General features: G+C 71.9%; 10 protein-coding genes and 2 tRNA genes. 8 read left to right on the top strand and 4 right to left on the bottom strand.

Translation table 11 applies throughout. The annotated features are described in order from the left end of the window. Positions 1 to 7: 7 nt before the first annotated feature. Positions 8 to 2116 (top strand): ThuA domain-containing protein, encoded by a 2109-nt coding sequence (locus MICAU_RS23800; protein WP_013287899.1) that lies wholly within the window; start codon positions 8 to 10, stop codon positions 2114 to 2116. A gap of 172 nt (positions 2117 to 2288) precedes the next feature. Next, on the top strand, positions 2289 to 3299 hold the full coding sequence (locus MICAU_RS23795; RefSeq protein ID WP_013287898.1) for a sugar phosphate isomerase/epimerase family protein: 1011 nt from the start codon (positions 2289 to 2291) through the stop codon (positions 3297 to 3299). Between the two features lie 4 nt (positions 3300 to 3303). Here MICAU_RS23795 and MICAU_RS23790 read toward each other — a convergent pair whose 3' ends face one another. Then, a complete protein-coding gene (locus tag MICAU_RS23790) occupies positions 3304 to 4488 on the bottom strand; it encodes an ROK family transcriptional regulator (RefSeq protein WP_013287897.1) in 1185 nt (394 codons plus the stop codon). 96 nt (positions 4489 to 4584) lie between these two features. Further along, positions 4585 to 4971 carry a hypothetical protein gene (locus MICAU_RS23785; protein ID WP_013287896.1) on the bottom strand — a complete coding sequence of 129 codons (387 nt, stop codon included), beginning with the start codon at positions 4969 to 4971 and terminating at the stop codon, positions 4585 to 4587. A gap of 267 nt (positions 4972 to 5238) precedes the next feature. On the opposite strand from MICAU_RS23785, the gene MICAU_RS23780 reads away from it, so the two are divergent. The 4 genes from MICAU_RS23780 to MICAU_RS23765 all read left to right on the top strand — a co-directional run bounded on the left by MICAU_RS23780 (position 5239) and on the right by MICAU_RS23765 (position 9048). After that, positions 5239 to 5311 (top strand) — tRNA-Asn (locus tag MICAU_RS23780). Between the two features lie 176 nt (positions 5312 to 5487). After that, the gene (locus tag MICAU_RS23775; RefSeq protein WP_013287895.1) at positions 5488 to 7623 is read left to right on the top strand and encodes an MMPL family transporter; all 2136 of its coding nucleotides are present in this window, start codon (positions 5488 to 5490) and stop codon (positions 7621 to 7623) included. Next, positions 7616 to 8851: an NAD(P)/FAD-dependent oxidoreductase gene (locus MICAU_RS23770; protein WP_013287894.1), complete on the top strand. Its 1236-nt coding sequence runs from the start codon at positions 7616 to 7618 to the stop codon at positions 8849 to 8851. Before MICAU_RS23775 ends, MICAU_RS23770 begins: the two co-directional genes overlap by 8 nt. Before the next feature lie 120 nt (positions 8852 to 8971). Continuing rightward, a tRNA-Ile gene (locus tag MICAU_RS23765) sits at positions 8972 to 9048 on the top strand. A gap of 883 nt (positions 9049 to 9931) precedes the next feature. Here the strand turns inward: MICAU_RS23765 and MICAU_RS33215 are convergent. Further along, the gene (locus MICAU_RS33215; protein WP_244879668.1) at positions 9932 to 10312 is read right to left on the bottom strand and encodes a hypothetical protein; all 381 of its coding nucleotides are present in this window, start codon (positions 10310 to 10312) and stop codon (positions 9932 to 9934) included. A gap of 4 nt (positions 10313 to 10316) precedes the next feature. Between MICAU_RS33215 and MICAU_RS33210 the strand changes: the two genes are divergently transcribed. Further along, positions 10317 to 10571, top strand: a complete 255-nt coding sequence (locus tag MICAU_RS33210) for a hypothetical protein (RefSeq protein ID WP_244879667.1) — start codon at positions 10317 to 10319, stop codon at positions 10569 to 10571. A gap of 379 nt (positions 10572 to 10950) precedes the next feature. On the opposite strand, the gene MICAU_RS23755 is transcribed toward MICAU_RS33210, so the two are convergent. Then, positions 10951 to 11421: a hypothetical protein gene (locus MICAU_RS23755; protein WP_244879666.1), complete on the bottom strand. Its 471-nt coding sequence runs from the start codon at positions 11419 to 11421 to the stop codon at positions 10951 to 10953. A 73-nt stretch (positions 11422 to 11494) separates the two neighbouring features. Between MICAU_RS23755 and MICAU_RS23750 the strand changes: the two genes are divergently transcribed. Beyond that, a complete protein-coding gene (locus MICAU_RS23750) occupies positions 11495 to 11935 on the top strand; it encodes a DUF732 domain-containing protein (RefSeq protein WP_244879665.1) in 441 nt (146 codons plus the stop codon). Positions 11936 to 11972: the final 37 nt, after the last annotated feature.

The raw sequence follows: 11972 nt of genomic DNA, 5'->3' as shown, positions 1-11972 counted from the left end.
GAACCAGATGAAACTCGTGCGTACCGCACTGGGGGCGGTGACCGCCGTCCTCGCCACCATCGCCTGCACCGTCCCCGCGGGCCCGGCAGCCGCCGCCGACGCCCCCTACGACGTGCTCGTCTTCTCCAAGACCGCCGGCTTCCGCCACGACTCCATCGCGGTCGGCACGCAGGCCGTACGGGAGCTGGGCGCGGCGAACAACTTCACCGTCACCGCGACCGAGGACGCCGCCCAGTTCACCACCGCCAACCTGGCCCGCTTCGAGGCGGTGATCTTCCTCAACACCACGGGGGACGTCCTCAACGCCAGCCAGCAGTCGGCGTTCGAGGCGTACATCGGCGCCGGCGGCGGGTACGTCGGCGTGCACTCCGCCGCCGACACCGAGTACGACTGGCCGTTCTACGGCAACCTGGTCGGCGCCTGGTTCGCCTCCCACCCGGCCATCCAGCCGGCCACGGTGAAGGTGGAGGACCGGGCGCACGCCGCCACCGCGCACCTGCCGCAGCGGTGGAACCGCACCGACGAGTGGTACGACTACCGCACCAACGCCCGCTCCACCGCGCACGTGCTGGCCAGCCTGGACGAGTCCACGTACTCCGGCGGCTCGATGGGCGGCGACCACCCGCACGCCTGGTGCAAGACGTACAGCGGCGGCCGGTCCTTCTACACCGGCGGCGGCCACACCCAGGCGTCCTACGCCGACGCGGCGTTCCGGGCGCACCTGCTCGGCGGCATCCGCTACGCCGCCGGGCGCACGAAGGCCGACTGCCGGCCGGAGACCGGCTACACCGCGCTCTACAACGGCGGCACCACCGGCTGGTCGCAGGCCGGGCCGGGCAGCTTCACCAACGCCGACGCCACGCTCACCTCGGTCGGCGGCATGGGCCTGTACTGGTACAGCGCGAAGCAGTTCACCAACTACTCGCTGAAGCTGGACTGGCGGCTGGCCGGTGACGACAACTCGGGCGTGTTCGTCGGCTTCCCGCCGTCGAGCGACCCGAACTCGGCGGTGAACAACGGCTACGAGATCCAGATCGACCCCACCGACGCGGCCGACCGGACCACCGGCGCGGTCTACGGCTTCAAGTCCGCCGACCTGGCGGCCCGGGACGCGGCGCTCAACCCGGCGGGGGAGTGGAACACCTACGAGATCCTGGTCGAGTCCGAGCGGCTCCAGGTCTTCCTCAACGGCGTGCGGATCAACGACTTCACGAACACCGACCCGGTGCGGTCGCTCGCCGGGCACGTCGGCATCCAGAACCACGGCACCGGCGACGACGTGTCGTTCCGCAACATCCGGATCAAGGAACTCGGCGGCACGCCGCCGCCGACCGGCAACACCACCGTCCAGGCCGAGGCGTTCGGTTCGGCGAGCGGCGTCAGCGCGTACCCCAAGGCCGGTGCCAACGGCGGCCAGACCCTGGGGTACGTGGACCCGGGCGACTGGGCCGCGTACCCGGGTCTGGACCTGACCGGTGTGACGTCGCTGCGCGCCCGGGTGGTCTCCGGCGGCCCGGGCGGCACACTCCAGGTGCGGACCGGCTCGCCGGGCGGCCCGGTGCTCGGCCAGGTGGCGGTGCCGAACACCGGTAGCTGGACCACGTTCGCCGACGTGAGCACCGCGCTCACCGGCGTGCCGTCCGGTACGCAGACGGTCCACCTGACGTTCACCGGCAGCGGCTCCGGGCTGTTCGACGTCGACGACTTCACGCTGGTCCGCTCGACCGGCACCGGCGGTGCCGGCCCGATCAAGGGCCTCGGCGGCAAGTGCCTGGACGTGCGGAGCGGATCGTCGGCCGACGGCACCCAGATCCAGCTCTACACCTGCAACGGCTCGTCGGCGCAGTCGTGGACGGTGACGCCGAACGGGCCGGTGAAGGCGCTCGGCAAGTGCCTGGACGTGTCGGGCGGCGGCAGTGCGGACGGCACGAAGATCCAGCTCTACACGTGCAACGGCACCGGGGCGCAGAACTGGTCGGCGCAGGCGGACGGCACGGTACGTAACCCGCAGTCGGGCAAGTGCCTGGACGTGTCCGGCAACAACTCGGCCGACGGCACGGCGGTGCACCTGTGGACGTGCACGGGCGCGGCGAACCAGCGCTGGACCCTGCCCTGACGGAGGCCATAGAGTGGAGGCGGCGACCGCGAGGTGGCCGGTGACCCGGCGGGAGGCGCAACCCGTCCGGGAGCAGACGCTCCGGCGTCCACCGGTTCCCACGCGCCGCCGCCTCCGGTCGTCCTCGCCCGGTCCGCGACGGAATCCCCCATCACCACAGGGGAGAAGGACAATGGCGCGACCCATCACGCTCTTCACCGGCCAGTGGGCCGATCTGCCGTTCGACGAGGTCTGCCGGCTCGCCGCCGAGTGGGGCTACGACGGGCTGGAGATCGCCTGCTGGGGCGACCACTTCGAGGTGGACAAGGCGCTCGCCGACGACTCGTACGTGGAGCGCAAGCGGGCCACCCTGGCCAAGCACAACCTCCAGGTGTTCGCCGTCTCCAACCACCTGGTCGGGCAGGCCGTCTGCGACCACCCGATCGACGAGCGGCACCAGGACATCCTGCCGGCCCGGATCTGGGGCGACGGAGAGCCGGAGGGGGTGCGGCAGCGGGCCGCCGAGGAGATCAAGGACACCGCGCGGGCGGCGGCGAAGCTCGGCGTGAACACCGTCGTCGGCTTCACCGGCTCGTCCATCTGGCACACGGTGGCGATGTTCCCGCCGGTGCCGCCGGCCATGATCGAGCGCGGCTACCAGGACTTCGCCGACAGGTGGAACCCGATCCTCGACGTCTTCGACGAGGTGGGGGTGCGGTTCGCGCACGAGGTGCACCCCAGCGAGATCGCCTACGACTACTGGACGACGAAGCGCACGCTGGAGGCGATCGGGCACCGGGAGGCGTTCGGGCTCAACTGGGATCCGTCGCACTTCGTCTGGCAGGAACTGGACCCGGTGAACTTCATCTTCGACTTCGCCGACCGGATCTACCACGTCGACTGCAAGGACGCGAAGGTCCGTACCGGCGACGGGCGGCGCGGCCGGCTCTCCTCCCACCTGCCCTGGGCCGACATGCGGCGCGGCTGGGACTTCGTCTCCACCGGCCACGGCGACGTGCCGTGGGAGGACTGCTTCCGGGCGCTCAACGCGATCGGCTACGACGGCCCGATTTCGATCGAGTGGGAGGACGCCGGCATGGACCGCCTGGTCGGCGCGCCGGAGGCGCTCCAGTTCGTCCGCCGCCTGGCGTTCGACGCCCCGTCCGCGGCCTTCGACGCCGCCTTCAGCAGCAGCCGCGACTGACCGGTCAGCGGGCGGCGTAGACCTGGTCGCTGACCAGGCGCGCCGCCCCGACCAGGCCGGCGGTGTCGCCGAGGTCGGACAGGACGATCGGCATGCTGCCGGTGGCCAGCGGCGTGGAGCGCCGGTAGACCACGCCCCGGATCTCCGCGAGCAGCACCGGCCCGATCCCGCCGGGTGCGCCGCCGATGATCACGATGGCCGGGTTGACGAAGCTGACCAGCCCGACCAGCACCCGCCCGAGCCGGCGGGCGGCGTCGCGCACCAGCGTCTGCGCCGCCGGGTCGCCCTCGGTGGCCGCCGCCGCCACGTCGGCCACCGACAGCGTCCCGGCCGCGGCCAGCCGGTCCGCCAGCGCCGTCGAGCGCCCGGCCCGCGCGGCGCTCACCGCCTCGCGCACCAGTGCGACATCCCCGCAGTACGCCTCGACGCACCCGTTGTTGCCGCAGCCGCAGAGCGGCCCGTCCTCGGTGAGCTGGAAGTGGCCGATGTCGCCGGCCCCGCTGGCCGCACCCCGGTAGAGCGCGCCGGCGAGCACCAGCCCGCAGCCGATCGCCTCGCCCAGCTTGACGTAGAGGAAGTCGTCGAACGGGCGGCCGGTGCCGGCGTGCCGTTCGCCGAGGGCCATCGCGTTGGCGTCGTTGTCGACCTGCACCGGGCAGCCCAGCTCGGCGGCGAGCGTGTCGCGTACCGGGAAGCGGTGCCAGCCGGGCAGGGCCGGCGCGGACACCGGCGTGCCGTCGCGGACCTCGACCGGCGCGGGCAGCGCGACGCCGACGCCGGTGAGCGACGACAGTCCCGCCTCGACACGCAGTTTGCCGAGCAGTTCGACGATGCGCCCGACCACCACGTCCGGGCCGAGCCGGACGTCCACCGGCTCGTCGTGCCGGGCGAGCGGGTTCAGTTCGCCGTCGGTGAGCGCGACCCGCAGGAGGCCGTCGCCGACGAGCACCGCGCCGAACCGGACCTGCGCGCCGATGCGCAGCAGCGACGAGCGGCGTCCGCCCCGGGACGCGGCCGGTCCGGCGGTCTCCACCAGGCCGAGCGTGGTCAGCCGGTCGACCTCGGCGGCGAACCGGGCCCGGGGCAGGCCGAGGAGGTCGGCCAGCTCGACCCGGGAGCGTGGGCCGTCGTCGCGCAGCAGGCGCAGCAGTCGCGCCTGATCCGCCGTCTCCGGTCCGACCATCGGCATCTGGTCACCTCCCCACGGAGAATGTGCCACATCGCCGCCCGCGCACACGGGAGCGGGCCGGTCACCCGGAGGTGACCGGCCCGCTGTCCGCTGGTGTCAGAGCGTGTTGCCGGTGCTGGACGGCTTGGTGCTCGTGCCGGTGGTGGTCGAGCCGGACGCGCTGGTCGAGCCCGTCCCGTTGGCGCTGCGGCTGCCGACCGCGGCCGGCGTGCCGGCGAACGGCTTGTCGGCGTCGGTCATGCCCGGCTTGCCGCCGTTGGTGGCGAGCTTCTCACCGAGCTTGGTCTGCCCCAGCTTGTCCTTGCCCTCCGAGTAGAGCCGGGTCGCCTGGGCCTGCGCGACCCCGGCCGCCTCCTGGACGGTCGGGTGGTCGAGCACCTTGCGCCCGCGGACCACCAGCTCCTCGTACTTCTCCCGGCCGGCACGGGCGCCCAGGACGAATCCCGCAGCCAGCCCGCCAAGAAACATGATCTTTCCGCGCATGGCGGCTCCTTCCGTACCTGACGCTCTCGCCGGTTTCCGCCAGCTCGGCGGAATGACCGTCTCGCGCCTGCTTCTCTGTCGACGGCTAACTACCCATCCTGCTCTCCGCTCATGCCTCCCTGTGCCGAGATGACGATTTGTCCGTAATCCTGGCGCGTCAGCCGGTCCGGTCCTCCTCCGGTAACCCCCTGGCGCACCACCCCCCGATGTCCTGTACTCTTGTCCCCGTCGCACGGAGCGGAGAGATCCGAACCGAGCGGTGCACGGTCCCCTGTAGCTCAATTGGCAGAGCAGCCGGCTGTTAACCGGCAGGTTATTGGTTCGAGTCCAATCGGGGGAGCTTCGCTCCACGTCACGCCCGTCGGCATCGCCGGCGGGCGTTAGTCGTCGCTGGTCCCCTTCGCGTGCCGGGCTGCCCGGTTTTCGCCCCCGAGTCCTCGTTCGCCCGGCAGGATGGTCGGCGTCGACTTAGACTCCCGCTGCGTCGATTGATGCGTCGATTCGAGGACGGTGGAGATGGCCGCAGGACGCAGCCGCTGGACCGCGACGCTGATCGCGGTGGCGGTGGTGCTCGGCTGGCTGATCGTCGGCGGCATCGCCGGCCCCTACTCCGGCAAGCTCGGCGAGGTCTCCACCAACGACAACGCCTCCTTCCTCCCGGCCGACGCCGAGGCAACCCGGGCGCAGGACCTGGCCGCCGGATTCGTCGACCGGGAGACCACCCCGGCACTCGTGGTCTACGAACGACCCGGCGGCCTCACCCCCGCCGACCAGCAGCGCATCCGGACCGACGCGGCCCGCTTCGCCGAAGTGCCGGGCGTGGTCGGTCCGCTGCCGCCACCGGTCGTCAGCCAGGACGAGCAGGCCGCCCAGGTGATCGTGCCGATCGACAGCTCCGAGGGTGAACAGATCCGGTCCGTTGTGGAACGCCTGCGCGACATCGCCGGCCCGGACCGCGACGGGCTCACCGTCGACGTGGCCGGACCCGCAGGGCTGCTCGGCGACCTGATCGAGGTGTTCGGCGCGATCGACGGGCCGCTGCTCCTGGTCACGCTGACAGTGGTGCTGGTCATCCTGCTCGTCGTCTACCGCAGCCCGGTCCTCTGGATCTTCCCGCTGCTGGCCGCCGGGATGTCGTACTCGCTCGCCGCCGTCTTCGTCTACCTGCTCGCCGACCACGACATCGTCAAGCTCAACGGGCAGGCACAGGGCATCCTCACCGTGCTCGTCTTCGGCGCCGGCACCGACTACGCGCTGCTGCTCATCGCCCGCTACCGGGAGGAACTGCACCGGCACGAGCGCCCGTGGGACGCCATGCGGACCGCCTGGAAGGGCGCCGCCCCGGCCATCATCGCCTCCGGCGCCACAGTCATCGTGAGCCTGCTCTGCCTGCTGCTGTCCAGCTTCAACTCCAACCGCGCGCTCGGCCCGGTCAGCGCCGTCGGCATCGCCGCCACGCTGCTGGTCATGCTCACCTTCCTGCCCGCGCTGCTGGTCCTCGGCGGCCGGTGGGCGTTCTGGCCCCGGCGACCCCGCTACGACCAGGCCGACCCGCGCACCGAGCACGGCATCTGGGGGCGGATCGCCGGCTTCGTGGCGCGCCGCGCGCGTACCGTCTGGGTCGTCACCGCCGTGGTGCTCGCGGCCCTCGCGATCGGGGTGACCCAGCTCGGCGCCACCACGCTCGGCCAGTCCCAGCTGTTCACCCAGCGCACCGACTCGGTGGCCGGGCAGGAGGTCATCGACAGGCACTTCCCGGCCGGCACCGGCAGCCCCGCCACCATCTTCACCACCCAGGGCACCGCCCGGCAGGTCGCCCAGGTGGCGCAGGGCGTACCGGGAGTCGCCTCGGTGCTGCCGCTCGGTGAGCGGGGCGAGAACGCGCCGCCCGACCCGAACGCGCCCCCCAAGGTGGTCGACGGGCGGGTGCAGCTCAACGTCACGCTCGCTGACCCGCCGGACAGCAACGGCGCCGAACGCACCATCCGCGACCTGCGCGAGGCGGTGCACCGGGTACCCGGCGCCGACGCCGTGGTCGGCGGCTTCACCGCGATCAACGTGGACACCGCCGACGCCTCGGTACGCGACCGCGACGTGATCATCCCGGTGGTGCTGCTGGTCATCGCGGTCATCCTGGCGCTGCTGCTGCGCGCCCTGGTCGCCCCGGTGCTGCTGATCGCCACCGTGGTGCTGTCGTTCCTGGCCACGCTGGGCCTGTGCGCGCTGCTGTTCCGGTACGTCTTCGACTTCCCCGGCGTCGACCAGTCGTTCCCGCTGTTCGCGTTCGTGTTCCTGGTCGCGCTCGGCATCGACTACAACATCTTCCTGATGAGCCGGGTCCGTGAGGAGTCGGTGCGCCGCGGCACCCGCGCCGGTGTGCTCGCCGGGCTGGCCGTCACCGGCGGCGTGATCACCTCCGCCGGCATCGTGCTCGCCGCCACGTTCTCCGCGCTCGCCGTCCTGCCGCTCGTGGTGCTCGTCGAGCTGGGCGTGGCGGTCGCCGTCGGCGTACTGCTGGACACCATCGTGGTCCGCTCGCTGCTGGTGCCCGCGCTCGCGTACGACATCGGGCCGAAGGTCTGGTGGCCGGGCCGCTTGTCGCGGTCGCACCGCGAGGGCGACCGGGCCGGGCCGGGGGTGGACCGTGCCTGACACGGACGTGGTGATCGTCGGCGGCGGCCTGGCCGGGCTCGCCGCCGCCCGGCGGCTGCACCGCGCCGGCGTGCCGTGGCGGCTGCTGGAGGCGGGCGACCGGCTCGGCGGGCGGGTCGCCACCGACCGCGTCGACGGGTTCCTGCTGGACCGGGGCTTCCAGGTGCTCAACACCGCGTACCCGCGGCTCACCGGACTGGTCGACGTCGGCACTCTCACGATGGGCTGGTTCACCTCCGGCGTGCTGGTGCGCCGTGGCGACCGGCTGGAACGCCTGGTCAACCCGCTGCGCGAACCCACCGGCGCACCCGGCACGCTCACCGCCGGCATCGGATCGCTGACCGATCGGTTGCGGTTCGCCACGCTCGCCGCCGGCTACGCCACGGTGCCGGTCGGGCGGCTCCTCGACACACCCGAGACCAGCGCCGAGAAGGCGCTGCGCCGGGCCGGGCTCTCCGACGCGATCATCGAGGAACTGCTCCGGCCGTTCCTGTCCGGCGTGCTGCTCGACCGCGAGCTGGCCACCTCCAGCCACGTCCTCGCGGTCGTCATGCGCTCCTTCGCCCGCGGCCGGATCGGCCTGCCCGCGGACGGGATGCAGGCGCTGCCGAAGGCGCTCGCCGCGCCGCTGCCCGCCGAGCTGATCGAACTGAACACCCCGGTCACCGACGTCGCGCCCGGCCGGGTCCGCACCCCGTCCGGCGAGATCACCTGCCGCGCCGTCGTGGTCGCGGTGGACCCGCCCACGGCGGCCACGCTGCTGCCAGGGCTGCCGAGGGTACGCATGCACGCGTACACCACCTACTACCACCGCACCGACACGGCGCCGCTGGACGAGCCGATCCTGCTGCTCGACGGCGACCGGCGGGAACTGATCGCCAACACGGTGGTGGTGAGCCGGGCCGCGCCCACGTACGCGCCGGGCGGCCAGCACCTGGTCGCCACCTCGGTGGTCGGCCCGCAGGCGCCGCCCGAACCGGTGATCCGACGCGAACTGGACCGCCTCTACGGCCGCTCCACCGCCGACTGGACCCACCTCACCACAGTCGCCGTGCCGGACGCGCTCCCGGCCGCACCGCCACCACAGGGCCGGCTGCGCAAGCCGGTGGTGCTCGGAGACGGCCTGTACGTGGCCGGGGACCACCGGGACAGCCCGTCCATCCAGGGGGCGCTCGCCAGCGGGTGGCGTACGGTCGGCGCGGTCCTCGCGGAGTTGCGGCGCGGGTGAGCCATCGGCGGGTAGCGCGTTGTTATCCTCGCGTTGCCCATCGTGCTGTCGCGGCCGTGTTTCCGCCCGGTAGGTGGTGGTCCGCGCAGCGATCGGCGGGTTACGATCCGGCGCGGTCACGGGGCGGTAGCTCAGCCGGTTAGAGCAGGGGACTCATAATCCCTCGGTCGCGGGTTCGAACCCCGCCCGCCCCACCACCCGTTTTCCCTGGTCGGCCATGCTGGCGGCGACCCGGACGCACCGCGTCGAGGTCCGGTCCGACGCTCTCGGTCCGCACTGAGGCCGGTCTACGACTGCGACGAGGAGATCCGCCTTACAGCGAAGTCCCTGGCGAGCCTTCCTAGGAACTTGGCGGGTCGGTTCCGTCGCACGGGACACCGATACCTAGCTGTACTTGCGCCGTCTGCCCCCGCGACCGAATTGTGAGCGGTAGGCAGGTCGCCCGCGCAACCCACGTGCCGCCGACGAAGGCCAGCCACTGAGATTGGTCGTCGACAGGTGCGCAGGCGCGCACACGGGCGCGCACGGCCGGCACCACTGACGAGCCCCATCCGAGACGCGCCCTGTCCTCCCAGCCGGATGCCACCCGAAGATCGACCACTGCGCCGCCGCGTACGACCAATCCCCATTTGGCGAACAGCCGGGCTGCCGGGTCCGGTTGCCCCGATTCCTCTGCTTGAAGCACCGGCCGGTCAGGTACCGCGACGTCCTCTCCCACGAGCCGATAACCCGCCGGCGGTTCCTGCATCGCATCGACCGATACGGTGCATGACTCCTGCCTGGCGCTCCCGTCAGTTGACGGGGACGCGCTCGGGTCAGTACCCAGAGATGCAGTTGGTGCGGGTGGTCGGGCCTCACCCTGGCCGGAACCGCTTGAGGACGTACAGGCTGCTGGCGTCACCATCAGGCAGACGCTGAGCGGCCACCACAACATGCGGCTGGTCCATCGCACGCGCGTCACCTCCTGAACGGCGATGCCTTCGACGGTTGGGGCGCGACCCGTGAAGCGTCACCGTACCGAAAGGCGGGATGCGTTCGATGCCGCCCGCCCCGCCACGCGAAACGCCCTGCTCAGCCGAGCTACCAGTACCTGCCGCAGTCCGGCTCGAGCTTGTCGACCGCGCTCTCCAGGTCGCCTGTGTCGCTCGCCACCTTCACGATCGCTTCCGCATATTCGAGCTTGGGCTTGATCGAGCGGACCTCGACGTCCTTCCGGCCTGCGGCCATGGTGAGCACCTGGAACTTCTTCCGCAGCGTGCGGTCGGTCTGCTCGCCGGCCACCCTGTTCGCCACCGCCTCGAGGTTGACCAATCGGGTGGACGCCTCCGCCCGGGCGTTGACGAGCTCGGCCTCCACTGTCGAACTGGAGGCGACCCCGACCAGGATGATCAGGCCGGCGATGGCCTTCTCCAAGGGACCTCTGACGGTGGTGCAGGCCGCCTTGCTGCTGGTGGTGGCCACTTGCGTGGCCTTCCTGGTCGTGGGCGCGGCCGCGGGGGCCGTCGAGGACCGGGGAGTCCCCGAGGACCGTGAGGTCTGCGAGGGGCGGAGGGTCGGCGAGGGCTCGGGCGCGAGGCTCGGTGTGGCCGTCGGCGCCGAGGGCATGGGAGTGGGTGACTCCGTATCGGTGCTCGCCGCCACGGCGGTGGGCGTGCCCGGCGTCTCGTCGGCGCGGCCACACGCCGAGGCGGTGAGCAGCATCGCAGCGACCGCCACGTAGAGCCCGAACCGTCGTACCGTCACGTCGTATCCCATCTCGCGATCTTGCGGGAGCGTGACGATACATGTCGGACGCAGTGGCGGCCATCAACCAGATGGACCGCCCGGGTGACAATCGCGCGCATGAGCGCTGCTGACGTCGTAACGGTTGATCTCACTTCGGATCAGCGGTTCCTGCTACGGCGCGGGTTGGCCGAGTGGGGTGGCCCCGCGCATTCCACTGATGAACTCGCCCGGGTCATGGGCTTCCAGGACCGGGCGGACCTCTACCACGGCGAGGGCCGGGCCCGTCGGAAGCGCTCTACCCAACTCACGCCTGCGGTTGGTGCCGCGCCGAGCCGGGGCCACCTCGGGAGATGCCTGCTCCTGGAAGCCGGCGCTCATCGCTCGGGCACGACCCGCACGATGCTGCTGCCACTGGACGTGGCGTTGCCTCCGTCGATCACTGAGGTGACCAGGTCGTAGAAGCCCGGCTCGGCGTCGGGACCGATCACGATCGTGCTGACGGGACGCTCGCCCGGAGTGCCGGTCGGCCGGACCGGTGTCGCCGTGAAGGTGACCAGCCCGGGCACCGCCGAAGCGGCCTTGAGGTCGTCCACAGTGCCGTACGGGCCCGTCAGCCGTGCGGTCAACTCGACCTGCGGCGAGGTGGAGCCCGGCTCGTCCGGGGACTCGACCGTCCAGTGGACGGTCAGGGTCTGGCCCGGTTGGTACGGCTTGTCGACGTCCAGGTCCTCGCAGCAGGTGTACGTCGGCGGCACCTCCGCCACCATCTCGGACGGTTCGGCGGCGCAGGCTGCCAGCAACGGAACGGCGAGGCAGCTGAGAAGGCGCAGGCGCGGCGATTTCATGCGCGAGATCGTAGGCGTGGCGCGCCGCTGCCAGGGGGCGGCGGACAGATGCACCGCAGTCTATGGTTGCCGCGTGAACAGACGCCTGTGGGTGGTGTCGGCACTGGCCGTGACCGCGCTGCTCGCCTTGCCGGTGACCGTCGTCGGCGTCCACGTGACCCACCCTCGGGACGAGGACGGATACCTGGCGTACCTGAAGCAGTACGGCGACCGGCAGAACGGTCGGCCGCTGGCGGTGTTGCCGCCGACCGCGGATCTGGTCGCCGAGGGCGACGCGGCATGCGACTGGTTGCGCGAGCAGCCGTACGCGCTCTGGCGGCACGATCCGGAGTACCGCGAGCTTGTCGTCTACGAGCGCTACGTCCGGCAGGTCGAGAACCGCCTGCCGGCCTGGGGCAACGAGCTGCCCGACCGGCGATCGGTGACGGGAGCCGCGTGGACCCACCTCTGCCCGGCGGAGTGGGAACTACGCCAGCCCCGCCGTAACCCCTTCGCCCCCAAGCCGCCGGACTGAACGCGCAGCCCGTCGTTCCCGGCGCCCTCGCTACATC

The organism is Micromonospora aurantiaca ATCC 27029 (assembly GCF_000145235.1).
Lineage (GTDB): Bacteria > Actinomycetota > Actinomycetes > Mycobacteriales > Micromonosporaceae > Micromonospora > Micromonospora aurantiaca.
The sequence above is the reverse complement of the archived record's forward strand: the minus strand, read 5'-3'. Positions and strand labels throughout refer to the sequence as shown.